This window comes from Herbidospora mongoliensis (assembly GCF_001570545.1).
In the GTDB taxonomy this organism is placed as follows: Bacteria; Actinomycetota; Actinomycetes; order Streptosporangiales; family Streptosporangiaceae; genus Herbidospora; species Herbidospora mongoliensis.
Window position 1 is genome coordinate 210,881 of the sequence record NZ_BBXD01000012.1, and the last position, 25,062, is coordinate 235,942.

Annotated in this window: 23 protein-coding genes; 12 read left to right on the forward strand and 11 right to left on the reverse strand. The window is 69.3% G+C overall.

Going from position 1 to position 25,062, the window contains the following annotated elements:
- The first annotated feature begins 1,149 nt into the window (after window positions 1-1,149).
- Together rny and AW272_RS15810 are read left to right on the forward strand one after the other, a co-directional pair.
- Window positions 1,150-2,790: a ribonuclease Y gene (rny, locus tag AW272_RS15805; protein ID WP_066365139.1), complete on the forward strand. Its 1,641-nt coding sequence runs from the start codon at window positions 1,150-1,152 to the stop codon at window positions 2,788-2,790.
- A gap of 550 nt (window positions 2,791-3,340) precedes the next feature.
- Window positions 3,341-4,135, forward strand: a complete 795-nt coding sequence (locus AW272_RS15810; protein ID WP_066365141.1) for an alpha/beta fold hydrolase — start codon at window positions 3,341-3,343, stop codon at window positions 4,133-4,135.
- Window positions 4,136-5,076: 941 nt separating this feature from the next.
- On the opposite strand, the gene AW272_RS15815 is transcribed toward AW272_RS15810, so the two are convergent.
- Genes AW272_RS15815 through AW272_RS15840 form a run of 6 tightly spaced genes read right to left on the reverse strand, consistent with a single transcriptional unit; the run spans window position 5,077 to window position 10,873 of the window.
- Window positions 5,077-6,891 (reverse strand): S9 family peptidase, encoded by a 1,815-nt coding sequence (locus AW272_RS15815; RefSeq protein WP_066365149.1) that lies wholly within the window; start codon window positions 6,889-6,891, stop codon window positions 5,077-5,079.
- A 41-nt stretch (window positions 6,892-6,932) separates the two neighbouring features.
- The gene (locus AW272_RS15820; RefSeq protein WP_066365153.1) at window positions 6,933-7,667 is read right to left on the reverse strand and encodes a type 2 periplasmic-binding domain-containing protein; all 735 of its coding nucleotides are present in this window, start codon (window positions 7,665-7,667) and stop codon (window positions 6,933-6,935) included.
- Between the two features lie 53 nt (window positions 7,668-7,720).
- The gene (locus AW272_RS15825) at window positions 7,721-8,575 is read right to left on the reverse strand and encodes an amino acid ABC transporter permease (protein WP_066365155.1); all 855 of its coding nucleotides are present in this window, start codon (window positions 8,573-8,575) and stop codon (window positions 7,721-7,723) included.
- A complete protein-coding gene (locus AW272_RS15830; protein ID WP_066365163.1) occupies window positions 8,572-9,240 on the reverse strand; it encodes an amino acid ABC transporter permease in 669 nt (222 codons plus the stop codon). Before AW272_RS15830 ends, AW272_RS15825 begins: the two co-directional genes overlap by 4 nt.
- A gap of 59 nt (window positions 9,241-9,299) precedes the next feature.
- Window positions 9,300-10,106: a glutamate ABC transporter substrate-binding protein gene (locus AW272_RS15835; protein WP_066365164.1), complete on the reverse strand. Its 807-nt coding sequence runs from the start codon at window positions 10,104-10,106 to the stop codon at window positions 9,300-9,302.
- Between the two features lie 11 nt (window positions 10,107-10,117).
- Window positions 10,118-10,873, reverse strand: a complete 756-nt coding sequence (locus AW272_RS15840) for an amino acid ABC transporter ATP-binding protein (protein ID WP_066365890.1) — start codon at window positions 10,871-10,873, stop codon at window positions 10,118-10,120.
- Window positions 10,874-11,036: 163 nt separating this feature from the next.
- Between AW272_RS15840 and AW272_RS15845 the strand changes: the two genes are divergently transcribed.
- Window positions 11,037-11,681, forward strand: a complete 645-nt coding sequence (locus AW272_RS15845) for a hypothetical protein (protein ID WP_066365172.1) — start codon at window positions 11,037-11,039, stop codon at window positions 11,679-11,681.
- Here AW272_RS15845 and AW272_RS15850 read toward each other — a convergent pair.
- Both AW272_RS15850 and AW272_RS15855 read right to left on the reverse strand, forming a co-directional pair.
- Entirely contained in the window at window positions 11,653-12,288 is a 636-nt protein-coding gene (locus AW272_RS15850; RefSeq protein ID WP_066365176.1) for a response regulator transcription factor, read from the reverse strand. The two genes, AW272_RS15845 and AW272_RS15850, sit on opposite strands and share 29 nt — an antisense overlap.
- Entirely contained in the window at window positions 12,289-14,190 is a 1,902-nt protein-coding gene (locus AW272_RS15855; RefSeq protein ID WP_083958359.1) for a sensor histidine kinase, read from the reverse strand.
- Window positions 14,191-14,283: 93 nt separating this feature from the next.
- Here AW272_RS15855 and miaB point away from each other — a divergent pair, with 93 nt between their 5' ends.
- The 4 genes from miaB (at window position 14,284) to AW272_RS15875 (ending at window position 18,033) form a co-directional block, all read left to right on the forward strand.
- A complete protein-coding gene (gene miaB, locus AW272_RS15860; RefSeq protein WP_066365180.1) occupies window positions 14,284-15,762 on the forward strand; it encodes a tRNA (N6-isopentenyl adenosine(37)-C2)-methylthiotransferase MiaB in 1,479 nt (492 codons plus the stop codon).
- Window positions 15,763-15,896: 134 nt separating this feature from the next.
- Complete coding sequence (locus AW272_RS15865; protein WP_066365191.1) at window positions 15,897-16,538, forward strand: CAP domain-containing protein; 642 nt, start codon at window positions 15,897-15,899, stop codon at window positions 16,536-16,538.
- An 89-nt stretch (window positions 16,539-16,627) separates the two neighbouring features.
- Entirely contained in the window at window positions 16,628-17,122 is a 495-nt protein-coding gene (locus AW272_RS15870; RefSeq protein ID WP_066365194.1) for a hypothetical protein, read from the forward strand.
- Window positions 17,123-17,370: 248 nt separating this feature from the next.
- The gene (locus AW272_RS15875; protein WP_066365197.1) at window positions 17,371-18,033 is read left to right on the forward strand and encodes a class III extradiol ring-cleavage dioxygenase family protein; all 663 of its coding nucleotides are present in this window, start codon (window positions 17,371-17,373) and stop codon (window positions 18,031-18,033) included.
- A gap of 7 nt (window positions 18,034-18,040) precedes the next feature.
- Here AW272_RS15875 and AW272_RS15880 read toward each other — a convergent pair whose 3' ends face one another.
- Window positions 18,041-18,952 carry a ribonuclease Z gene (locus tag AW272_RS15880; protein WP_066365201.1) on the reverse strand — a complete coding sequence of 304 codons (912 nt, stop codon included), beginning with the start codon at window positions 18,950-18,952 and terminating at the stop codon, window positions 18,041-18,043.
- A gap of 84 nt (window positions 18,953-19,036) precedes the next feature.
- On the opposite strand from AW272_RS15880, the gene AW272_RS15885 reads away from it, so the two are divergent.
- Window positions 19,037-19,576: a methylated-DNA--[protein]-cysteine S-methyltransferase gene (locus AW272_RS15885; protein WP_066365204.1), complete on the forward strand. Its 540-nt coding sequence runs from the start codon at window positions 19,037-19,039 to the stop codon at window positions 19,574-19,576.
- Window positions 19,577-19,630: 54 nt separating this feature from the next.
- Here the strand turns inward: AW272_RS15885 and AW272_RS15890 are convergent, their stop codons facing one another.
- Complete coding sequence (locus AW272_RS15890; protein ID WP_066365207.1) at window positions 19,631-19,894, reverse strand: antitoxin; 264 nt, start codon at window positions 19,892-19,894, stop codon at window positions 19,631-19,633.
- A gap of 11 nt (window positions 19,895-19,905) precedes the next feature.
- On the reverse strand, window positions 19,906-20,133 hold the full coding sequence (locus AW272_RS15895) for an antitoxin (protein WP_245657566.1): 228 nt from the start codon (window positions 20,131-20,133) through the stop codon (window positions 19,906-19,908).
- Between the two features lie 40 nt (window positions 20,134-20,173).
- Here AW272_RS15895 and miaA point away from each other — a divergent pair, with 40 nt between their 5' ends.
- The 4 genes from miaA to AW272_RS15915 all read left to right on the forward strand — a co-directional run bounded on the left by miaA (window position 20,174) and on the right by AW272_RS15915 (window position 25,044).
- Window positions 20,174-21,079 (forward strand): tRNA (adenosine(37)-N6)-dimethylallyltransferase MiaA, encoded by a 906-nt coding sequence (miaA, locus tag AW272_RS15900; protein ID WP_066365209.1) that lies wholly within the window; start codon window positions 20,174-20,176, stop codon window positions 21,077-21,079.
- Complete coding sequence (dapF, locus tag AW272_RS15905; RefSeq protein WP_066365212.1) at window positions 21,067-21,873, forward strand: diaminopimelate epimerase; 807 nt, start codon at window positions 21,067-21,069, stop codon at window positions 21,871-21,873. Before miaA ends, dapF begins: the two co-directional genes overlap by 13 nt.
- 92 nt (window positions 21,874-21,965) lie before the next feature.
- Complete coding sequence (locus tag AW272_RS15910) at window positions 21,966-22,700, forward strand: SCO6745 family protein (protein WP_066365215.1); 735 nt, start codon at window positions 21,966-21,968, stop codon at window positions 22,698-22,700.
- Between the two features lie 58 nt (window positions 22,701-22,758).
- Window positions 22,759-25,044, forward strand: coding sequence for a hypothetical protein (locus AW272_RS15915; protein WP_066365218.1), 2,286 nt, complete (start codon window positions 22,759-22,761; stop codon window positions 25,042-25,044).
- The last annotated feature ends 18 nt before the right edge of the window (window positions 25,045-25,062 follow it).

Sequence of the window (25,062 nt, forward strand, 5' to 3'; positions counted from 1 at the left end):
AGGCTGCAGAGGGTTCGGCCATCAAGGCCGAGCTCGTGGCTCTTCGGGTTCGGTGAACTGGAGTTCGGCGGTGGGGCCATGCCCTTGGCGTGGCCGAGCGATCCGGGCGCGGCCGGTTGGCGCCGGTTACTGGGCGATCCGGAGGCGGCGGGCGGGGCCGGCCAGGCGGAGCCGTAACGGAAGAAAGAAGATCCACCGGTCCGCGGCCGGCTGACGGGGACCTTCGCGCTGGTGCGGACCTCGAACAGTTCGTTTGGCCGCACGCGTAGGCCGACAACCTGCGCGCCTGTGCGGAGGTGCGCATCCTGAACAGCGACCATGTGGCTGCGCGGGCACGAGTCCAGGGGCCTCGACGTGGGCAAATTGGCTCGGTGGCCTGAGAGCGGGTGCCATTGAGTCGGTGGCCTTGGCGGCTCAGCTCGGTGGCCCTGAACGTGGCCGACCCTGGCATGCGTCCGAGCGGTCCGGAGCTTTGCGGCTCGAGTTTAGTGACTCGGGTTCAGCGGCTTAGGTCCTGGCGGCTCTGGAGTCTGTGACCTTGGGTCTGGCAGCTTGAGCCTGGTGGCCCTCGAACCCGCCGATCTGACGAACCCGCCGATCTGAGTCAGTAGCTGGGGTGCGGGTGGGGTGAGACAGAGGGGCCGGGAGTTCGGCGGCTCTGAAATCGGGGGGCTGGTTTCAGAGCGTGGCTTGTCTCGTTCGGGGGATCTGGGGGGATCCGGTCGCCGCGTGTCTTGACGCCGAGTATGACCGTCCCTGTGCTCAAATGATCCTGATCGTGGTTGTTAGCCGTCTCTGGTCCCGTGTCGTAACGGTGTCTTCGTGGCATCTCGGGCTCATCGGTCATGACGTACGGAAGCGGGTTCAATTCGCTCCGTGCTCGGGTGCCCCGTCCGGCTCGTCCGGAAACCGGGAAATGATGATCGAGAAAAACTCGCCACCTGCCGCGTCTTTGCTTGCTCGTTACCCGAATGACGCTTAACCTCGACCGCAGTGAGGAGTTACTCCGCGCAGCGCGGATTGCCATAACGGTGAACCACGGGCCTCGATCTTTTCGGGGTACGAATATATGTCCTGGTGGTGCCACCAGGTGTCTTCGTGCTGTGCTGGTGACCCCTTGTCGGCTTGACGTAGAAGGGGTGGGTGCGCATGGACATGACGATCGTGATCGTGCTTGCAGTGGCGGTGCTGCTGCTGGCGTTCGCGGCGATTGCGGCCCTCCTGATCATTTTGCTCCGTCGTACCGCCCCGAAAGAGCTCGGTCCGAGTCAGGAGCAGCTTGACCAGATCCGCGTGGAGCTCAGCGAGAGCGTCCGGGAGAAGGAGATGGAGAGGGCCCGCGAAGAGGCCGCGGAGATCCGCGACAAGGCCGAGAACGACGCCGGCGAGATCATCCGCAAGTCTGAGGCCCTCATCGAGGGCGCGGCGGTGATGCGGCGGGAGGTCGAGGAGGAGTCGCGCGTACTGAAGAACGAACTGAAGGAGCTGCGCGCCGACCTCGAGCGGCGGGAAGGCCGGCTGGCGGAGCGTGAGCGGCGGCTCGACGAAGAGGGGCGGCTGCACACCGAGCGGGTCGGGAAGCTGGCCGAGACCGAGAGTGATCTTGCCGGTCGGCGGGCCGAGCTCGACAAGATGGGCGAGCAGCGGCGGGAGATCCTCGAACGGCTGGCCGGGTTGACCGCCGACCAGGCCAAGGGCGAGCTGGTCAAGGATATCGAGAACCAGGCGAAGCGCGAGGCGGCGCTGATCGTCCGGGAGATCGAGGGCGACGCGCGCAAGGAAGGCGAGAAGCGGGCCTGCAAGATCGTGACGCTGGCGGTCCAGCGCGTCGCGACCGAGCAGACGGCCGAGTCGGTCGTCAGCGTGCTGCATCTTCCCGGCGACGAGATGAAGGGGCGCATCATCGGGCGCGAGGGCCGCAACATCCGGGCCTTCGAGTCGACGACGGGCGTGAACCTGATCATCGACGACACGCCTGAGGCGGTGCTGCTGTCCTGTTTCGATCCGGTGCGCCGCGAGACCGCCCGGTTGACGCTGGAGAAGCTGGTCCTCGACGGGCGCATCCATCCGCAACGGATCGAAGAGGCCTACGAGCGCAGCAAGGCCGAGGTCCGGGACCTCTGTGTGCGGGCCGGGGAAGACGCCCTCGTCGAGCTCGGCATCACCGAGATGCACCCCGAGCTGATCACGCTGCTGGGCCAGCTCCGTTACCGGACCTCCTACGGGCAGAACGTCCTGAAGCACCTCATCGAGTCGGCTCACATCGCCGGCATCATGGCCTCCGAGCTGCGGCTCGACCGCGACCTGGTCAAGCGCTGCGCGCTGCTCCACGACATCGGCAAGGCCCTCACCCACGAGGTCGAAGGCAGCCACGCCCTCATCGGCGCCGAGATCGCCCGCCGTTACGGCGAGCACGAAGATGTCGTCCACGCCATCGAGGCCCACCACAACGAGGTCGAGGTGCGTACCGTCGAAGCGGTTCTCACCCAGGCCGCCGACGCGATCAGCGGCAGCAGGCCCGGGGCGCGACGGGAGAGCCTGGAGGCCTACGTGAAGCGGCTGGAGCGGCTCGAGGAGATCGCCCAGGCACACGAGGGCGTGGAGAAGGTCTTCGCCATGCAGGCGGGGCGTGAGATCCGCGTGATGGTGCGGCCCGACAACGTCGACGACATCCAGGCGCAGGTGATCGCGCGTGACGTGGCCAAGCAGGTCGAGGAGGAGCTGACCTACCCGGGCCAGATCCGCATCACGGTGGTACGCGAGTCGCGCGCCACCGAGTTCGCGCGTTAGCCACTCACCGCGTTTGCGCGCGAGCCCCCGGCTTCGTTCGTGCCCGGCGTCGGCGGGCCGGGGATCCTGCCGGTTTGGGTCCCTGGCCACCCGAAGGCCTGCTGGGAGCGCGAGAGCGCCCAGAGCTGCCAGGTCGCCGCCGGTCCCTGCCACACGAGGGCCTGCCGAGAGGCACTGCGCAGGCGACCGGTTTCATCGGCCGCCTGCGTCGAGACGTGAATCGGCGGAAGGCCTTCTTAGAGCTGGATGAGGTTGAGGGTCGGGAATGCGCCGCCGGTGGCCAGGTCGCCCAGATCGATGCCGAGGCGTTTCCCCGGTCGTCCCCGGAGTACAAGAGGACGCGTCGGCCACCCGCCTGGTGCGGACCGCCGCAAGGATGTCGTTTCCCGCCAGACTCGCAACGGGACGAGCACGCCGAACCGCAAGGCGGCGGGCCTCCGCGCACCAGCCGTTGACACGGAAAGCACGTGACGACACCGGGACATCTGGCGCAAAGACTACGAAGACCACATGATTCGCGGGTAGTGCGGCCCAGCCGACGATGAGTGGCATGACCCGCTTATTCAAGACCCTTTTCGCCGCTTGCCTCCTCGCCGGCCTGACCCTCGCCGGTCCGGCCCAGGCCGCCGGAACCCCCAAGCCGAAGCCCACCATCGTGCTGGTGCACGGTGCGTTCGCCGACTCCAGCGGCTGGAACGACGTCGCCGGTCAGCTGATCCGCAAGGGCTACGAGGTGACCGCCTTCTCCAACCCGCTGCGCGGCCCGCACTCCGACGCCGAGTACCTGCGTCAGTTCCTGTCCACCATCACCGGCCCGGTCGTCCTGGTCGGCCACTCCTACGGCGGCGCCGTCATCAGCAACGCCGCCACCGGAAACGCCAACATCAAGTCGCTGGTGTACGTCGCCGCCTACGCCCTCGACGAGGGCGAGAGCGTCAGCGACGCCAACCACCTGGCCGGCGGCGAGACCGAGGTCACCAACCACCTGAAGGTCAAGCCGTTCCCCGGCGCCCAGGGGGGCGACGCCGACGCCTACATCGACCCGGCCCACTTCCACCGCCTGTTCTCCCAGGACCTGCCCCGCAGCACCAGCGCGGTCATGGCCGCCACCCAGCGTCCCGGCGCGCTCGCCGCACTGGTGACCCCGTCGGGTCCGGCCGCCTGGAAGACGATCCCGAGCTACTTCGTGGTCGCCAAGCAGGACAACATCATCCCGACCGTGGCCGAGCGCGCGATGGCCAAGCGCGCCAAGGGCTTCATCGTCGAGATCAACAGCTCCCACGTGCCGATGATGAGCCACCCCGAGGTGGTGACCTCGCTGATCGTCAAGGCCGCGAGCCGCTAGTACCTAGGTGAGGAGGGCCCGCCTGCCAGGCGGGCCTTTCTGGCTGGAAATGATCGTTGTACGCCATACTTCCCCGAAGCTTTCAGGCTGGGGATCGGTGGCGTGATCGGATGTTATGTCTCAGCTGTCATACGGACACGGTTCCCGACTGGGTCAAGTGCCCGGTCTGCGAAAAGGCCGACGCCGCTCCGGCTCCGGAGCCGCCCACCGTCGAGCGGCGGCCGATCAGGTGGGGCGACTACCTCGCCGCGCTTCTCCTGGCCGGCCTGAACGCCTATTGGCTCTGGGTGATGTCGACGTGGTGGGGATCACCCGGGTTCTGGCGCATCTTCTGGTCTGAGCTGACCTTCCATCTTGTGCTGATTCCCACTGCGGTTCTGCTGCTGTTCCGCCGTACGGCGATGTTCGGGGCGGGCGTCGCGCTCGGAAATCTGGCGATGTGGACCTCTGTGAGCGTGCCCACCGTGGTCGACGTGATCTGGAGAGAGCCCTATCAGGACGACTGGTGGAACAGCTTCGTGCTGGCGATGACGGCGGCATTGCTGTTCTTCGGAATCGTGTGGCGGGATCGGCTGGTCTTCCGGGTGACCCGGCGGAACGGGAGCCTGGCGATGGCGGCGGTGGCGATCTTCGTGGTCTTGGTGTCGGCCGGGAACTTCCCGACGCGAATAGATGAGCGATGGGACGGAACCACGTTCGAATGCTGCACCACCGCGCTGGTCGACGCGGTCGACCTCATCAGTTTCGCAGCGAGCAACGCCTTGATCGTGCTTTACCTCGTCCTCGGTGCGTTCAGCAGGTCGGGGGCCTTCGGCGCCGGGATGTTCGCCGCATTCCTGCAGGGCGTGGCCCCGAACATCGCCTTGGTGGCGGTCAGCAAGGGGCCGCTGCCCGCCTTCTGGATCATGCCGGTGATCTGTGCCGCGGTGGTCGCGCTCGCGCTAGCCAAATATCTGCAGGTAGAACGAGAGCTCGGCGGCGAGGGCGGCGGTTCTGGTCTCGATGCGGCGGAACCCGTGGCTCTCGCCCTCGAAGGCCAGGTAGGTGCAGGGCACCCCGCGAGCCGTGAGGGCGGCGACGAACGTCTCGGCCTGTGACGGCGGCACGACCGGGTCGTTCTGGCCCTGCAGCAGCAGCACGGGACAGTCGATCTCGCCGACCCGGGCCAGTGGTTCGTGACGGACACCGTCAGGCCCGGCGAGCCACCCGGCGTACTGGGACTCGTAGTCGTGTGTCGCCTCCGGCAGGGGCCCCAGCGACGTGACACCGGCGATCGACACACCCCCCGCGAACACGTCGGAGGCCGCGCAGGCCGCCAGCACGGTCCAGCCCCCGGCGCTGCCACCCCGGATCGCGATCTGATCGGGGTCGGCGTGGCCGGAGAAGGCGAGCCACTCGGCCGCCGCGACCACGTCGTCGACGTCGACCACGCCCCACTGGCCGCTCAGCTTCTCCCGGTAGGCCCGCCCGTACCCGGTCGACCCTCCGTAGTTCACGTCGAGCACCCCGATGCCCCGCGTGGTGAAGAAGGCCCGCGCCAGGCTGAGCTCCGTCGTGACGTGCCCGGTGGGCCCGCCGTGGGCGAACACCACGAAGGGCGAAGGACCATTCGCGTCGAGCGGGGGATACAGATAGGCCGGCACGCGGTGGTCGATCATCACCGCCGAAGGGCGGGGCAGGTAGGCCACGTCGGGCAGCTCCGCGATGTCCCGCCGCAGAGCTTCCACCCGCCCGGTCACGGTGTCGACGCGCACCACGGAACGCGGCAGATCCCACCCGTAGCCGATCCCGACCAGCATCCGCCCGTCGGCCGACAGCACCGGCTGGAACCCGTCGTAGGGCACGTCGAGGTCGTCGAGCAGGCCCGACTCCACGTCGAGCAGGCCCAGCCGCAGGTTCCCCTGCCCGTGCAGCACCCCGAGCCGCCCGTCGCCCAGCACCACGTAGGGCCGCCCGCCGAGCTGCCACAGGGGCCCGGCGAACTCCTCCTCGGAGGGGAAGAGCGCCCGGGGCGAGGTGCCGAACATGCCGATCTGGTAGAGGTTCCACCAGCCCGACCAGTCGGACACCAGGTAGAGGTTGCGGTCGTCCTTCCAGGTCGGCGCGAGCACCGACTCGGTCGGTCCGCCCTTGACCGTCCACGACGAGCCGTCGTCGATCCGGGTGATCCGCAGCTCGGTTCCGACCCACGGCATCCGGGGGTGGTTCCAGCAGATGTACGCCACATGCTCCCCATTAGGAGAAACCGTGGGCGAGGCGTAGAAATCCGACCCGGACGCGATCACGGAGACGGAACCGTCCAGCGAGACGGCGACAACGGCGCGTTCCACTTTTCCGTCGTCGTGATGCTTCTCCTGTACGCCGAAGATGCGCCCGCAGGACCAGGAGAGGTCGGCGTACCGGCAGCCGGGTTCATCCGTGATGGGCCGTGGCTGCTCCCCGTGGGAGACCAGGTAAAGCCTCTGGTCGGAGTGTTCGGCGAAGACGACGCCGTGTTCGGGGATGACGAGATAGGACCGTCCGCCGTATTCGTGTACCCGCGTCCGCGCGTCCCAGGGGGCCGGCAGGATCTCGCGCCGCTGCCCGTCGGAGGCGCGGTGGACGATGGTCCGGCGGCCGTGCTGGGCGGGCCGGTCCTCCTCCCACCACACCTCGTCGCCGATCACGGTGGGGAAGCCGAGGTCCAGTCCGGAACGGGCGACGTCGGCGGTGGATATGCGGGCGGCGTACGGCAGAGGCGCGCGCTCGGGGAGCATGCACGGCATCCTGCCCGAACCCGGCTGATGATGTCGTGCGGTTACCGCTTTTCCAGGGCGGGCGGCATCTCGTACTGGGTGGCGAGCTCGCCCAGGTAGTCGATGACGGCCCGGTGCCACGACCCGTCGTCGAACATCTGGCGCAGCGCGTCCTCGATCTCCCCGCGCCACGACTCGGTCCGCTCCGACAGGCCGATGCCGTACCGTTCCTGCGCGAGAGCGCGTCCGACCAGGCGGAACCGGCCCGGATACTGCGCCGACAGACCGGCGAGCACGGGGGCGTCCGCGATGATCGCGTCGGTGCGCCGGTCGGCCAGCAGCGGACCGCACGCGGCGGGCACGTTGGCCTCCGCCAGGTGCGTGGCCCGCCATTCGGCGCCGAAGCGGCCGCTCAGGCCGAGGGTGTCGGCCCGGGTGCCGCAGACCAGGCCCGCGGCCAGGTCTTTCAGCGTCCGGTCGCGGTCGCGGACCCGGACCAGGATGTCCTTGGTCGCGACCAGGTAGGGGCCGACATACGGTTCCCGCGCGGGCCCCATGACCAGGTCGGCCGAGGCCAGGTCGGTGGTGTACCGGATCTGGTCGTTCCGGTAACCGAGTTGCCGGGCCACGTAATGGGCCACGGCGATGTCGAAGCCGGACCAGCCGCCGCTGGGCTGCCGTTCGGCCAGGCCGGGCTGGCCCGCGCGGACACCGATCAGAAGGCCGGTGCCCGAACAGCCCGCGAGCCCGGCCGCGATCGAGAGGGCCGCGATACCCGCAGCCAGGACGCGCCACACCCGATCAGGATCAGATCTTGATCGCCTGTGACGCCGATACGACACGTAAAGGCTTACCCCACGCCGACCGACTGGGGAGCCTCGATGGGCTTGACCGTGGTCTTCCTACTGCGGCGGGAGCGGCGTTCCAGCCAGTTGGCGACCAGTCCGACCAGAACGTTGATGAAGATGTAAATGATCGCCACGACGATGACCGCGGGGATCAGGTTGCGGAAGTTCGCCGGGAGAATTCGGGCACCCGCGTTGAGCAGGTCCTCGAACGCGACGATGAACCCGAGCGCGGTGTCCTTGAGCAGCACGATGAGCTGGCTGACGATGGCCGGCATCATCACCGTCACCGCCTGCGGCAGCAGGATGAGCCGCATGACCTGGCCCTTGCGCAGCCCGACGGCCAGCGCGGCCTCGCTCTGGCCACGCGGCAGCGACTGGATCCCGGCCCGGACGATCTCCGCCAGCACCGACCCGTTGTAGAGCACCAGCCCGAACACCACGGCGGTGAACGACGTCACGGTGAGCCCGAGCACGGCCGAGCCGCCGTATTGGGCGAAGAAGATCATGATGAGCAGCGGGATGGCGCGGAAGAACTCCACGACGGCCCCGGCGGGCACCCTGATCCACCGGTGCTCCGACAGCCGGGCGATGCCGAACACGAACCCGAAGGGCACCGCGATCAGCGTGGCCACGGCGGCGGCCGACAGCGTGTTGAGCAGCCCAGGGATGATGAGGTTCACCCAGACGTCGGCCTGCAGGAACGGCTCCCACAGGGCCGCGTCGAACTGGCCCTTCTCGTCGAACTTCAGGTAGACGAACCACGCGGCCACGATCACCGCGGCGGCGAACACGAACGTCAGGATCCGGTTGCGCAGGATCCCACGGGGGCCCGGAGTGTCGTACAGGACGGAGCTCATCGGGCCACCTTCAGCCGTCGGGACAGCCAGCCGAACGCCAGGCCGGTGGGGAGGGTGAGCACGAGGAAGGCCAGCGCGAACCCGAAGAAGATCGCGACGACCGAGTCCTGGTGCTGCTCGAACATGGACTTCATGGTCAGTGACGCCTCGCCGACCCCGATGGCGGCGGCGACCGTGGTGTTCTTGGTCAGCGCGATCAGCAGGCTGCCCAGCGGCGCGATGATCGCCCGGAACGCCTGCGGCAGCACCACGAACCGCAGGTTCTGCGTGAACGTCAGGCCGAGCGCCCGAGCCGCCTCGGCCTGCCCGACCGGCACGGTGTTGATGCCCGACCTGATGGCCTCACAGACGAACGCGGCGGTGTACGCCGACAGCCCGATGATCGACAGCCACAGGTAGTTGGTCGACAGGGACTCGGAAAACGAGACGTCGAGCACGGTCCCGAGCCCGAGCCCGCAGAACACGATCACCAGGGTCAGCGGGGTGTTGCGCAGCGTGTTGACGTACGCGGTGGCCACCCCACGCAGCACACCGAACGGGCTGACCTTCATGGCGGCCAGGACGGTGCCCAGCACCAGCGCCACCACGGCACTGGCCAGCGTGAGCCGTACGGTCAGCCAGAACGCGCCCAGGATGACCGGGAACTCTTCGACGAGGGCACCCACGGCCCCACCTCCCAAAAGAGCACGGCCCTCCCCGAGGGGAGGGCCGCGAGCCGGTCAGATCAGTACTTCTCCAGCGCCGGCGGGGTGGCGAAGGCGGTGGCGAACTCGCCGAAGTTGGCGTCCACGGCCTTCTTCCACGAGCCGTCGCCGAACATCTTCTCGATCGCCGCGTTGACCTTGTCGCGGGTCTCCTTGTCGTCCTTCTTGAGGCCGACGCCGTACTTCTCCTCGGAGAAGGGCTTGCCGACCAGGCGGAACTTGCCGGGCTGCTGCGCGGCGAAGCCGGCCAGGATGGTGGCGTCGGTGGAGATCGCGTCGACCTGGCTCTGCTCCAGCAGCGGCAGGCAGGCGCCGTAGCCCTGCTGCTCGGTCAGGTACTGGCCCTTCCAGGGCTCACCGAACTTGTCGACCAGTCGCTTGGGGGAGCTGGAGCCCTGGGCGCCGCAGACCTTCTTGGCCGAGAGGCCCTCGACGTCGGCGATCGTGGTGTCGTCGGCGCGCGTCAGGATGTCCTGCCCGGTGACCAGGTAGGGACCGGCGAAGGAGACGAGCTCCTTGCGGGCGTCGGTGATCGAGTAGGTCGCCAGCACCATGTCGACCTGGCCCTGCTGGATGAAGGGCTCGCGGTTGGCCGACACGGTCTCCTTCCACTCGATCTTGTCCTCCGAGTAGCCAAGCTCCTTGGCGATGTACTTGGCCACATCGACGTCAAAGCCCGTCGGCTTGCCGTCGGTCCCCTTCAGGCCCAGTCCGGGCTGGTCGAACTTCACGCCGATGACGAACTTGTCGTCGCCACCGCACGCGGTCAGGCTCGCCGCCAACGCGGCTGCGGTCAAAAGGAGAGCACCGATACGACGGACACGCATGACAGCCACCTTCAGTGTGTGAGGATCTTGCTGAGAAAATCGCGGGCACGATCGGTGCCCGGATTCGTGAAGAACTCGTCGGGGGTGTTCTGCTCGACGACGGCGCCGTCGGCCATGAAGACCACCCGGTGGGCCGCCCGGCGGGCGAACCCCATCTCGTGGGTCACGACGAGCATGGTCATGCCGTCCCTGGCCAGCGAGATCATGACGTCGAGCACCTCCTGGACCATTTCGGGGTCCAGTGCCGAGGTGGGCTCGTCGAAGAGGATCATCTTCGGATCCATGGCCAGGGCGCGGGCGATGGCCACGCGCTGCTGCTGGCCGCCGGAGAGCTGGGCGGGGTACTTCTCCGCCTGTGAGGCGATGCCGACCCGCTCCAGGAGCTCCATGCCGCGCTTCTCGGCCTCGGCACGCGCGATCTTGCGGACCTTGATGGGTCCGAGGGTGACGTTCTCGAGGATCGTCTTGTGCGCGAACAGGTTGAACGACTGGAACACCATGCCGACCTCGGAGCGCAGCTGCGCCAGCGCGCGCCCCTCCACGGCGAGACTCTTCCCGTCGAAGGTGATGGTGCCCGTGTCGATGGTCTCCAGGCGGTTGATCACCCGGCAGAGCGTCGACTTACCGGCACCCGAAGGGCCGATGGCGACCACGACCTCACCCCGTGCGATGTCTAGGTCGATGTCCTTCAGCACATGCAAGGCGCCGAAGTGCTTGTTGACGCCCTCGAGCCTGACAAGAGAAGTCGATCCCTTGGCTTCCGTCATGGCCTTCAAAGTAAAGGGGCCGATATCTCCAAGTCAGCAGCGGAGTTATACCGATCACATCACGGACTCACATCACGACTGTCCTGGTCATCCCGGCTGGTCGGGACATTCTTCCCGAGCTGGACTCATGAGATTTGGGGCAAGTAGTCGCTTGGGTGAAGGCATGACCGATAAATACCGGCGCACCGTCGCCGCGGGGGCGCTCGTCGCCTGGCCCGTCCTGCTCTTCGCCGCCTTCCTCACCTCGCCGCCCAGCGAGGAGCACGATCCGGCCCTGTTCGCCTCCATGCCGGGCCAGGTGCAGATCAGCGGGCTTCTTTTCCTGTACGCCACTCTCGCCATGATCCCGGCGCTGTTCGGCCTGGCCGCGCCCCTCTACGCGAGGGCCCGAGGGCTCGCCAACACCGGCCTCACCCTGGGGCTCTTCGGCGCTGCCACGGCCTGCACCCTGTTCATGACCGACTTCTACGACCTGGCGCTGGCCCAGAGCGTGCCCGCGGAGACCGCCAAGCAGGTCACCGCGGCGGCGGGTGAGCTGCCGGGCTTCCTGTTCGGCATGCTCCTCCCCGGCTTCCTCACCCACGTCGGCACGTTGATCCTGGTCGTCGGCCTGGCGGCCAAGAAGGCCGCGCCCTGGTGGGTGCCGGTCGCCGTGATCGCCGGCATCGTGTGGCCGTTCGTGGTGATGAGCACGTCGCCCGCGACGCAGTCGATCGGCTCGCTGCTGGAGCTGGCCGCTCTCGCCTGGGTGGCGCGGATCGTGCTCAGGACCCCGCTGCTCAGAACCCCGACTCCCGTGCCCGCGTGACCGCCTGGGCGCGGTCGGCGACGTGGAGCTTGGCGAAGATGTTCGACACGTGGTTGCGGACGGTCTTGCCGCTCAGCGCGAGCCGCTCGGCGATGTGCGGGTTGGTCATGTGGGCGGCCATCAGTGAGAGGATCTCCCGCTCGCGGACGGTCAGCTCGGGGAACCCCTGCTCGCGCTTGGCCAGCCCGGTGAAGTAGCCGGACAGCCGGGACGCGATCGACGGCCCGAAGAGCGCCTCGCCGCCGTGGACGGCCAGGATCGCCCGCACCAGCTCGGCCTTCCTGGACCCCTTCAACACGTAACCCCGGGCGCCGGCCCGCAGGGCGGCGAAGACCGTTTCGTCGTCGTCGGCCATGCTCAGCACCAGCACCCGGATGTGCGGGTGGTCGCGGACCAGCCGTTCGGTCGTCTCCACGCCGCCCATGCCGGGCATCGCCAGGTCCATCAGCACGACGTCGGGCTGGACCTGGGGGACGAGGGCCAGGGCCTGCTCGCCCGAGGACGCCTGGTCGACGATCTGGACGCCCATGACCGGCTTGAGCAGCGCCAGCAGGCCCGCCCGGAAGGAGGGGTGGTCGTCGACCAGCAGTACTCGGATCTGTTCCATTCAGGCTCCTATAGGCAACTGGGCGCGCACGGTGGTGCCGTGCGCAGTGATGATCACAAAGGAGCCGCCCAGTTCGGTGGCCCGTTCGCGCATGGAGGTCAGGCCGACCCCCGGAGGCCCTTCGGCCCCGAGGCCGTCGTCGACGACTTCGACCAGCAGGTTCTTCCAGGGGACAAGCCGGAGCGTGATGGTGCCGGCGCCGGAGTGGCGGCGGGCGTTATTAATCGCCTCGACAGCAATATGGTATGCCGCCACTTCGGTAGCCGCCGACAGTTCCGGCAGCTCGACAGGCAGATCGAGACCTACCCGTGGCTCTCCGGGCAGCCCCGCCACATGGGTCCGGAGCGCCCCGAGGAGCCCGAGGGTGTCGAGCGCGGGCGGCCGCAGCCCGTCGATGAGGGCCCGTACATCGGCGGTGGCCGCCTGGGCCGCCCCGATCATCTCCTCCAGCAGCGCCCGCGCCCTCTGGTCTGCGACCAGGTCCTGGACCGCCTCGGCCCGCATGGTCAGCGCGGCCAGCGTCGGCCCGAGCCCGTCGTGCAGATCCCTTCTCAGCCGTCGCCGCTCCTCCTCGCGGGCCACCACCAGGCGCTCCCGCGAGGCCCGCAGATCGGTCGCCAGCCGTTCGGCGTGCACGACGGGACCCATCTGCCGGGCCAGGTCCTCCAGCAGCCGCAGGTCCCTGGCGCCGAACTCCCGCTGCCCCGGTCGCGGCGCGAGGGCGAGGTGCCCGACAAGCTCGTTCCGGTACGTCAGGGGCAGGCGCACCAGCCCGGGATCCGCGGCCGTGCCGAGAGGCTCCACCGCGGCGTGGGGGAGTTTCAGCGCCTCGGCCACCGACCCGGCCGCGGCCTGGGCGTCGGGCCGGACCTCCAGGCTGCGCCCAAGGTGGGCGAGGGCGGCGTAGGGGTCGTCGCGGCGGCCGTACATGAGCACGTTGACGGCGCGCTGCACCCGCGCCCGCAGCGGGGCGAAGACGACCGCGACCAGACCGGCGGCGGCTACGGCCAGCGGAAGCCCCCGACTCTGGAAGACCGCGCCGAGGTAGCCCACGATCGCGACGTATCCGCCGGTCACGAACGCGGTGAGGACGGCGTAGACGAGCGTGCGGTTGATGACGAGCTCGATGTCGAACAGGCCGTGCCGCACGATCGCGATGCCGATGGCGGCCATCACGAGGGTGATCCCGACCGTCCCGGCGATCTCCCAGAAGCCGCTGTCGATCGGCCACAGGGTGTCCGGCAGATCGTCGGTCAGGCCGGCGGCCAGCCGGAGCACGATCACCAGGCCGGCGATCGAGACGGCGTACACGAGCCACTGGACCTGGGCCCGCTCGATCCGCCGGGACCGGCGGGCGAGGTCGGCGGCCCCGAACAGGAAGATCAGCCCCGCGACCACGGTGATCGCGCTCTCCGTGAACTTCGCGGTGCCCGCCAGGGCCTCGATCCCGAACGGGTTGCGCATCGCGGTGCCGTACCCGAGCTGCTGGTTGGTCCCCGGCGCGAACGCGCACGGGAGCGCGGCGAGCGCCACGAGGGCGGCGACGATCTTCGGTGCGGGCAGGCGGCGGTCCGGGAAGCAAAACGGGATCGCGGCCAACGCCAGGTTCGCGGGCACCCAGAGGAAGTTCTGCGGCCAGGCCAGCAGTGACAGTTCCGGCCGCCAGAGCGCGAGTTGCCCGAAGAAGTCGAGCGCCGTGAACGAGAGCCCGGCGATCAGCAGCAGCACGCCGACGGCGTTGTCCGGCCGCCTGACCCCGATCACCGTGCCGATCACGACGCACGCCGCCACGAACAGCAGATGGCTGAGCGTGACCACACCCAGGCCGTTGACCAGCCCGAGAACGAGAGCCACGGCCGCCGCCGCGAGCCCGATCACGCACACGGCCCACCTGGTTGTCATCGGACGCCAGGATATCGACCCCTATGCCCGATTAGGCGGGACAATGTCCCGGGCTTGTTGGGCTCGCCGGAGCGCCTAGGCTTGTCGATTGAGATGACTGCGACAGAGGAGAGCACCCGCACGTACGAAGTACGGACCTACGGGTGCCAGATGAACGTCCACGACTCCGAGCGCCTGTCGGGCCTGCTGGAGAACGCCGGGTATGTCCGCGCCCCCGAGGGCGACACCCCGGATGTGCTCGTGTTCAACACCTGCGCCGTGCGCGAGAACGCCGACAACCGCCTCTACGGCAACCTCGGCCACCTGCGCCCGATCAAGGCCGCCCGCGCAGGCATGCAGATCGCCGTCGGCGGCTGCATGGCGCAGAAGGACCAGGGCGAGATCGTGCGCCGGGCCCCGTGGGTCGACGTCGTGTTCGGCACCCACAACATCGGCTCCCTGCCGGCCCTGCTCGAACGCGCCCGCGTGGCCGAGGAGTCGCAGGTCGAGCTGGAGGAGTCGCTGACGGTCTTCCCGTCGACGCTGCCGACCAAGCGCGAGTCCGCCTACGCCGCCTGGGTCGCCATCTCGGTGGGCTGCAACAACACCTGCACGTTCTGCATCGTCCCCGCCCTGCGTGGCAAGGAGAAGGACCGCCGGCCCGGCGACGTCCTGGGCGAGATCCAGGCCCTGGTCGACCAGGGCGTCATGGAGGTCACCCTCCTCGGGCAGAACGTGAACACCTACGGCGTCGAGTTCGGCGACAAGCTGGCGTTCGGGAAGCTGCTGCGGGCCTGCGGAGACATCTCCGGGCTCGAGCGCGTGCGGTTCACCTCGCCTCATCCCGCCGCCTTCACCGACGACGTGATCGCGGCGATGGCCGAGACGCCCAACGTCATGCACCAGCTGCACATGCCGCTGCAGTCGGGCTCCGACCGGGTGCTGAAGGCGATGCGGCGGTCCTACCGGGCCGAGAAATACCTGGGGATCATCTCCCGGGTCCGCGCCGCGATGCCCGACGCCGCCATCTCCACCGACATCATCGTCGGGTTCCCCGGCGAGACCGAGGAAGACTTCCAGGCCACGCTCGACGTGGTGCGGGAGTCGCGGTTCGCCAACGCCTTCACGTTCCAATATTCGATCCGGCCCGGAACTCCGGCGGCCACCATGCCCGACCAGGTGCCGAAGGAGGTCGTCCGGGAGCGGTACGACCGCCTCATCGCCGTCCAGGAGGAGATCGCCTGGGCCGAGAACACCGCGCAGACCGGGCGGGTCCTCGAGGTGCTGATCGCCGAGGGCGAGGGCCGCAAGGACGGCGCGACCCAGCGTCTCTCAGGGCGGGCGCCGGACAACCGTCTCGTCCACGTGGCCTGGGCCGACGCCCGGCCCGGTGACATGGTCACCGCCGAGGTGACCTACGCGGCGCCGCACCACCTGGTGGCCGACAAGGTCGTCGGGGTGCGGCGGACGCGGTCGGGCGACGCGTGGGAGGCCCGGCAGGGCCGGCCCGCCTCCACGGGGGTCAGCCTCGGGATGCCGACGATCGGACGTCCGGCGCCGTTGCCGGTGGCCACCGGCTGTGAGGTTTCCTAGCCTCCCTGCAGGGCTTCGCCACCTGCGACGACTTGATTCCGGTCTGTCGTGATTCTTTCGTGATTCGCGTGCGGCGAATTCGTTACTGGGATTAGTGTGGCACCCGTTCGCGGAGTGACACAGGAAGGTCCCGGATGCCCTCGTTCCGGCAGCGTGGCTGGCTTCTTCTGGTGCCCGCGCTCCTGACCGCCTGCGGAAGCGGGCAGACCGGGGCGTTCGACATGGCCAGCGAGCCCCCCGTGCCGGTCGACTCGTATACGGTCCCGAGCGCGGAACCCAGTCCGCCGCCGAAGCAGAAGCCCACGGTGCGGGTCAAGACCAACAAGCCCGCCCGCAAGACGACCAAGGAACGCGCCGGCACCGCTCCGGTCGCCGCCACCGCGCCGGCCAGCGCTCTGAAGGTGGCCGAAGACGAGGTCGTCCGGCTGACCAACGTGGCCCGCCGGGCCGAGGGGTGCAGGGCGCTGCGGATCGACGAGCGCCTCCGCAAGGCGGCCCGGCTCCACTCCGGCGACATGGCCGCCCGCGACTACTTCAGCCACGACTCCCTCGACGGGCGTTCCCCGTGGGACCGCATCGAGGCGGCCGGCTACGACTACCCGGCGGCGGAGAACATCGCGCGGGGGCAGACGACGCCGCGCGAGGTCGTGCAGGCGTGGCTCGACAGCCCTGGTCACCGGGCCAACATCCTCAACTGCGATCTCGCGGCGATCGGGGTCGGCCTGAAGCAGGGGGCCGAGGGGCCGTGGTGGACCCAGGACTTCGGCTACCGCTGATTTGTACCTAAATCTGCATTTATGAGCCTAGATTCGGGATTGTGGCTAGGCTGCTGGGACCCTCAACCAAGCAGCCTGGAGTCACCCTCATGAACCGATCCGCGCCACCAGGCCGGGCACGATCAGGCGGCAACACCAAGACGATCGCGATCGTCGCCGGCGCGCTGGTGGCGGTCGTCGGCGGAGCCGGCATCGGCCTCGCCCTGAACGGCGACACATCCACCCCGGCCTCAGGCCCCGCCCCCGCGGCGACCTCGGCCGCACCTCCGGCGGCCGACACCGAAGTGGCCGAAGCCCCCGAGGCGGAGTCGCCGCCCGACTTCCCCGCGGAGGACGGCGAGGCTCCCGCGGTGCAGGACGACGTCCAGGAGGACACCCCGGTCGCTTCCGGCGACTCCTCGGGCGAATCGTCGGAGGAGGAGCAGGGCAGCGGCGGGACCAGCGGACAGCAGAAGCCCGCGGCGAAGCCGACCAAGAAGCCGGCCGCCAAGCCGACCCAGCCGGCCCAGAGCGACCCCGACGAGATCGACCGGACGGGCGACGCGGGCGCGATCGAGCCGGGCGGGCCGATCGGCGGGTATTAAGCGGGCCTGGTCCTTCAGCGGCGTTCGGCAAGGGCCGGTGGGGTTGGGAGAACCAACCGCTTGAGGATTCGGCGGGCTCGCGGGCGGGTCACAGCGATGTCGGTTCGGACTGAGGCCCCGCTGAGTGTGTCCGGTCAGCGGAAGCTGATGCGTGGCGGCTGTTCGCCGCCCGAAATTTCGTGACATCTGCTGGACGCTCGTCACCGATCGGGGGCCGATGGACAGATCAGCGGTGGATACGCTGGGGCGTGCTCGTCGCCGCTGCCGTGTGCCCGAATCCACCGCTGATCGTTCCCTCTCTCGCCGGGGCCGCGTCGGCTGAGCTCGACTCCCTCAGGGCCGCGTGCTTCGCGGCCGTGGCGGTGCTCCATGCCGCGTCCCCCGACCTGATCGCGGTCGTGGGAGGCGCGGAGACCGGGCGTGCCTACCCCGCGTCCGCCGCCGGGACGCTGCGGCCGTGGGGTGGCGACGTGACCGTCGGGAGCGGGACGCCGGTTCTGCCGCTGTCGCTGACGATCGGCCGGTGGTTGCTGTCCTCCTCCGAGGTGCCGCTCCATCTCGAATCCCTTCCGTACGACACCACTCCCGCCGACTGCCACGCCCTGCGTTCACGGGTGGGGGAGCTGGCCGAACGGGTGGCGTTGCTGGTCATGGGCGATGGCTCGGCGCGGCTGACCGAGAAGTCCCCGGGATACCTGCATCCGGGTGCGGCGGCCTATTCCGAGCGGGTGGCGGCCGCCCTCGTCGACGGGCGGGCCTCATCGCTCGACCCGGACGAGGCGGCGGAGATGTGGGCGGCCGGGCGGGCGGCCTTCCAGACGCTGCCCGACTGGCCCGCTGAGCTGCTCTGTTCGGATGCGCCTTACGGGGTGGCCTACTACGTCACGGCGGCATCGGCGCCGCAGGCGTAGTCGCAGGTCAGCGGCGGCGTTTCGGCACCGGCACGCGCATCAGGTCGCGGGCCACCACGATGTCGCCCGAATAGGCCTTCGCCGCCTCCTCGCCGAAGCGACGTTCGTCGTCGTGGACGTAGCGTTCGGAGAAGTGGGTCAGGACGAGTTTCCGGACGCCCGCCGCCGCCGCGACCTGCCCGGCCTGGGCTGCGGTGAGATGGCCGTACTCACGGGCGACGGCCGCCTCGGAGGACAGGAACGTCGACTCGATGACCAGCAGGTCGACGCCCTCGGCCAGGGCGTGGACGTTGTCGCACATCCGCGTGTCCATGATGAACGCCATGCTCTGGCCCACGCGAGGCTCGCTGACCTGGTCGAGGGTGACCTCGCCGAGGCGGCCCTCACGATGGAGCCGGCCGACCTGGGCGCCGCTGATTCCGTACCGGGAGAGTTCCGAAGGGATCATCCGGCGGCCCGACGGCTCGTCGAGACGGTAACCGTAGGCGTCGACCGGGTGGGACAGCGGGCGGGCGGTCAGCGTGAGGCCCGGGAGCGGCAGGGTCGCGACGGCGCCCTGGACCGGGTGGGGAGTGATGACCGAGGTGTCGGCGAAGGCGGTGGCGTGGCGCAGCCGCAGCCAGTAGTCCTCGCCGCTCGCCGGGTAGACCGCGCCGACCTCGTGGGGCACGCCGTCGCGGGCGATCCGCTGGATGATCCCCGGGAGGCCCAGGCAGTGGTCGCCGTGGAAGTGGGTGACGCACATCCAGGTGATGTCGTGGGCGCTGACCCCGGCCAGCCGCATCTGCCGCTGGGTGCCTTCGCCGGGGTCGAAGAGGACGCCCTGGTCGTCCCAGCGGAGGAAGTAGCCGTTGTGGTTGCGCGAGCGCGTCGGCACCGCACTCGACGTGCCGAGAACGATCAGCTCACGGTTGGACACCGCCTCATGGTAGGAGGTCCGGTTATGTCGGTGGCGCGGACTAGGGTCGGGAGGTGTCCGCTACGAGCTGCAGGGAGGCTGCGGATGGGGCTGAGTTTCGTGTCCGTGCAGACCGATGTCGGTCTCGTCGTGGCCGCGGTGACCCCGGAAGGGGTGGTGGCCACCTCGTTCGAGGACACTCCGGAGTTCCGGGAGCGGGTCCAAGAGCGGTTGCGGCCGTTTCTCGACGACCCGGAGTCCGGTGACGGACCGGGCGGCTCCGAGGCCGCTGTTCGTGATGACGTCGGTGATCAGCTTGCCGCCTATTTCGGCGGGGAGCTGAAGGAGTTCACGATCCCCATCGACTGGCGGCTGATGTCCAAGACGCAGCGGCGGGTGCTGGGGTTGCTCTTCGAGAGCGTGCCCTACGGGCGGGCCGTGACTTACGGCGACCTGGCCAACGAGACCGGCATCCCGGCACGGGCGATCGGGTCGATCATGGGCAGCAACCCGATCCCGATCATCGTCCCGTGCCATCGGGTCGTGGCGGGCGGCGGGCTGGGCGGGTTCTCCGGGGGCACGGGCGTGGAGTCGAAGAGGTGGCTGCTGACGATGGAGGGCCACCTGCCGCCGACCCTCTTCTGAGGCCCCGAGGGGCCGCCCGCCCCCACGCGAGAGGGCGGGCGGGGTCTGAGGAGCCTAGTCAGGCTTGCCGTCGATCTTGTCGGCGGCGTTTCTGGCGGAGCCCGCGGAACGGTTGATCTGGTCGCGGTACTTGCCCTTGGTCATGTCGTCGGCCTTGCGTGCCGCGGTGTCGATGCCGCTCTTCACGGAATCCTCCACCTTGTCACGGAAGCCGTCCTGCTCGGTTCCGGGCATGCGCTGGGGTCGCGGAGACGTCGTGGCGGACTGGGTGTGGTGGTGTCCGCCGAACATGTCCCTGACCTTGTCGAAGAACGACATCAGAGTTCCCCCTACCGCTGGTCGTCGATCTTGTCGGCCGCGTCCTTGGCCTTGTCGGCGACCTTGTCGATCTTGTCGTCATATTTGCCGCCGGTCTTGTGGCGGGCGGCTTCCGAGGCCTTGTCGACGCCCTTCTTCGTGGCGTCCTCGACCTTGTCGGAGTGTTCGCCGAGCTTGTCCTTGGCCTTGTCGAACATGGACATGTCGTATCCCCCGATCGTGACGCTGACGGGCGCCACTCGTCCCATTGTTACCCGGGAGCTTGGGACACTGGATGGCGTGGGGCAGCTACCAGTCATCGCCGTCGTGGGTCCCACGGCGGCCGGAAAGTCCGATCTCGCCGTGGAATTGGCGATCCGTCTCGGCGGCGAGGCGGTGAACGCCGACTCGATGCAGCTTTACCGAGGAATGGATATCGGTACGGCCAAATTGACCATCCCCGAACGGAAAGGTGTGACCCACCATTTGTTCGACATCTGGGACGTGGATCAGACGGCCAGTGTCGCCGAATACCAGGGCATCGCCCGTCCCCTGATCGACGGGCTGCTGGTCAGAGGGGTCACCCCGGTGATCGTGGGAGGTTCCGGGCTGTACGTCCGGGCGATCCTCGACGATCTCGAGTTCCCCGGCACCGACAGCGTGATCCGGGCGCGGCTGGAGGAGGAACTGGCCGAAAACGGGATCGCCCCCCTCTACGCCCGGCTCCAGACGCTCGATCCGGTGGCCGCCGCCGCGATCCTGCCCAGCAACGGCCGCCGGGTGGTGCGCGCCCTGGAGGTCATCGAGCTGTCCGGACGCCCCTTCTCGGCCACCCTGCCGTCCTATGAGTCGGTGTACAGATCCGTACAGATAGGACTGCTGATTCCCCGGCCGGTGCTCGACGAGCGCATCGAGCTCCGGGTTCACCGCATGTGGGCGGCCGGTTTCGTGGAAGAGACACGGAAACTGCACGAGGGCGGCCTGGGCACCACCGCGGCGCGGGCGCTCGGATACGCCCAGGTGATCAAATACCTCGACGGCGAGTGGACCGAAAAGCAGGCCATGGACGAGACGATCAGGGCGACCAGACGCTTCGCGCGCCGCCAGGAGTCGTGGTTCCGGCGCGATCCACGGGTGGTCTGGCTGCCCTACGACGCCCCGGACCTGCCTGCTCAAGCGATTAGAGTTGTCTCATGCGCTTCGTGAAGGGTCATGGGACCGAGAACGATTTCGTCCTACTCCCCGACCCGGAGGGGCGTCTCGATCTTCCCGCCCCACTGGTCGCCCAGATCTGTGACCGCCGGGCCGGAATCGGCGGCGACGGCGTGCTGCACGTGGTGCCGACCAAGCTGGTCCCCGAGGTGGAGTCCCAGGCGCCGGATGCCGAGTGGTTCATGGACTACCGCAACGCCGACGGCAGCGTCGCCGAGATGTGCGGCAACGGCGTCCGCGTGTTCTCCCGCTACCTGGTCGACGCAGGCCTGGCCGACCCGGGCGAGTTCGGCGTGGCGACCCGGGCCGGGGTCCGGAAGGTCCGATTGGGCGCTACCGGCGACGTCCAGGTCGACATGGGCAAGCCGGTCGTCTCCGGCGAAAGCCGGACCGTGCTGAACGGCCGCGAATACCGGGGCCTGCGGGTGAACGTCGGCAACCCCCACCTGGCCTGCGTCATCACCGACCCCGTGACCGAACTCGACCTCTCCGCCCAGCCCTCTTTCGACCGCCGCGCCTTCCCCGAGGGGGTCAACATCGAGTTGATCAACCCGATCGGCGACCACTCGGTCTCCATGCGCGTCTATGAGCGCGGCTCCGGCGAGACCCGCTCCTGCGGCACCGGCGCTGTGGCCACGGCGGTCGCGGCGGCTCACGCGGCCGGAGAGGAAGAGGGGGTCTGGTCCGTACGCGTCCTCGGCGGCACCCTGACGATCACCCTCGACGCGGAGACGAGCTACCTGGCCGGCCCGGCCGAGCTGGTGGCCAGCGGCGACTACCACGGCTGAACCCAGGGCGGAAATCCCCACTCGGTCGCTAGGTTGCAGAATATTGTTCGGCCTCTCATGCTGGGTTCGTTGTGTAGACCTAGGAGGCGGACATGTACAAAAAGGCGATCGGCTCGCTCGGGGGCAGGTTCATGATCTCCAGGGAGGTCAAGGCCCTCTGCGACGAGCACGGGTTCGGGCGGTGGGAGATGTACTTCCGCGGCCGCTGCGGTGTCCTCGGTGAGGTCGACGCCGAGGTCGTCATCGCCGGCGCGCCGTTCTTCGAGCCTGGCTTCGTCCGCGCGATGTGGGAAGGCGGCCGGTCGCTTCCGGCGGAGAAGGGCGCTTTCCTGTACGCCAACGCGTGCGCCGCCTGGGGCCGCCGCAACCTGGCCTTCGACGGCGCCGGACGCCTCGCCGACCTGCTCACGAAGGCCACGTCGGCCGCCTCCCCGCTGGCCGCGCCGCTGTTCGCGGGCTGGCGGGCGCTCCCGCTCCCTGACGACGCGCCCGGGCGGGCGGCCCACGCACTTCAGGTGGCGCGGGAGCATCGGGGCAGCATGCACGCCATCGCGGTGGCCGCCGCGCTGATCGATCCCCTCATGGCCACACTCGTCGGGCACTACGAGTCGGGCGCGCCGCGTAGTTACACGAGCACTGCCGAGGTCGCCAGGTTTATGTCGTGGCCGGAGCCCTATCCCGTACCCGCGGATGAGGACATGGAGAAGCGCGCCCGCGCCGAGGAGCTGACCGACGTGCTGGTCGCGCCCGCTTACGCGGTGCTCACGGACGGCGAGGCGCGGGAGCTGGGCGAGCTGCTGAGGGACGCGCAAGCCAGTGTGAATTAGTGCGCGTAGCCGTGCGGACGTTTGGGGCAGCCCCGGTGACCTGGCAGACTGGCTGCCCATGGACGTGGACATCTGGTCGTGGGTCGGTGGCACCCAGCGGCAACTGCATGAAGCGGGAAATGTCGGGCTGGCGATGGCGCTGGGCGACGTTCCGGCGCAGGCGCTCGAAGGTCGCTACGGCCAGCTCGACGTTGTCGCTCCGGCGATCGCGCAGCAGGCGGAGACCATGGAGCAGCCCTGGCTTGAACTCTTCGCCCGCTATTGGCATCTGATGGGCCGGGTCGGCGACCGGGCGAACGGGTCCGTCGCCGTCGACGACGCCCGTGAGCTCGTGAGTTTCGCCGCCCGTAGCGACGTGGCCGACTGCCCGGCGGCCTCCTGCGCCGTCGAGGTGCTGGCGATCGCGCAGGCCAACACCGACGGGCCCGGCTACGCCGACGAGCGGCTCGGGTCGCTCGGGCGCGCGCTGCAGACGGGGGGGCCCGACTCGCTGGCCTTCTCCGGGCTGACCACTCAATATGTGCTGGCGCTGCTCGACGCGGGCAAGCCCGCCGAGGCCGTGGCCTACGCCGAGGCCGCCGTCGAGCGGCTGAAGGGCGCCGGGCGCGAGGCGTCGTGGGAACTCGCCGCGATGTCCGCACGGGCGCTGCTGGCCACGGGGCGGGCGCAAGACGCGCTCAACGCCCTGCACGCCGCCAACGCCTTCAAGCCCGACGACCCGGTGGCCAAGGCCCGCCGCGAGGGCATCCTGCACTCCCGCATCCTGGTCGAGCTCGGCCAGATCCAGCACGCCGTGGAGTCGCTGCCCGACCTCGACGTGGTGGGCGAGCACCCGCGCGACTGGGTCGAGTGGGCGCAGGTCGTCTTCCGGCTCTCCGAGCAGGATGCGATCCAGAACTCCTGGCAGCTGGGCCGGATCGTCCGTCAGTGGATGAGCTACTTCGAGACCATGGGGTCCCCGCGCGCCCGCGTCGACCTGGCCTTCACCGGCGCCCGGCTGGCGCTGCGCCGGAAGGGCATCTGGCAGGCGCGGCTGCTGGCCGACCTCGCCGAGGTGGCGTCCCGCGAGCTGAAGTCGGCCGACGGCGTCGCCGAGCGGATCGCCGCGCTGCGCGCCGAGTGTGACGCCGCCGTCGAGACGCCCGCGCCCGGCCCCGAGGCCGAGCTGGTCGCCTACTTCGACGCGGCCGACGGCCGCACCGCCGACCCCGAGCGCTGGGTCGGCTGGCTCTGGCCGCTGTCCGGCAAGGACCTGGAGGCGACCCGCCGTCACACGACGACGCTCGGTTTCCTCGGCTACGCCCCCGCCGGCGCCGACATCTACTGGCAGATGGCCGCCGTCGAGGGCAACCCGGCCGAGGCCGACCTCGAAGACGTCGCCTACCTGACCGGCCTGCTCATCGAGGCCGAGCAGGACGAACGCGTACACGACCTCGCGGGCCGTCTCAAGGCTCCCGGTTCCCACCTGGCGCTGGCCCGTCTCCACCGTGCGCGTGAGCGCTGGGAGGAGACCGCCGACGAGGGCGAGAAGGCAGCCAAGGGCGGTGCCGGGCTCGAGGCGCTGCGCTTGTGGTCGGGCGCGGTGCAGCAGCTCGGCGACAACGTCCGGGCGGCTGAGATCCTCCGTCCGATCATCGACGGCGACGTCCAGGGCGAAGAAGAAGACATCTGGCGCGTCATCGTGCTGGCCACGGCCGCCGAAGACTGGGTGACCGTCCGCAAGGGCGCCGCCAAGCTCGGCATGCCGATCCAGTCGGCCGAGGGTCCGATCGAGGAGGAGTGGCACCTCATCCGGACCATTCTCCCCGCGCCCGACGGCAGCCAGCGCGAGGTCCTCGCGGTCCGCACCGGCCCGGCGACCGCCAGGCTGGCGATCCCGCAGCCGCGCGGCATGGAATACAACGCCGGCGACATCGTCGTCATCGACCCCCGCCCGCTGGAGCCGGTCCCGGAGAGCGAGGAGGAGAAGGAGAACTTCGTCATCCCGTTCGCCGGGGTCACGATGCTCCGTCCCGGCGGCTACACCAGCTGGTTCTTCGACGGCGCGGCCCCGACCGACGAAGAGTGGTCGGAGTTCGACGAGCTGATGGCCGAGCGCGGCTGGCCGATGTGGGTCTACTCCGACAAGGGCTACGAGGTCACCCACCCCGGCACGGGCGACCAGCTCCCGGGCGTGTTCGGCTGGATCGCGATCCCGCCGGACGCCAGCGCGACCGAGCTCGACGCCGTCCTCGACGACGTGACCGAGACGTGGGTCCACCCGCTGGCCTGGCTCGACCTGGCCCGCGAGGTCGGCGTCGAGGCCGAGCGCCACGAGCACATCGTGAAGGAGTACGGCCTCTAGAACTTGGTTCGGTATCGT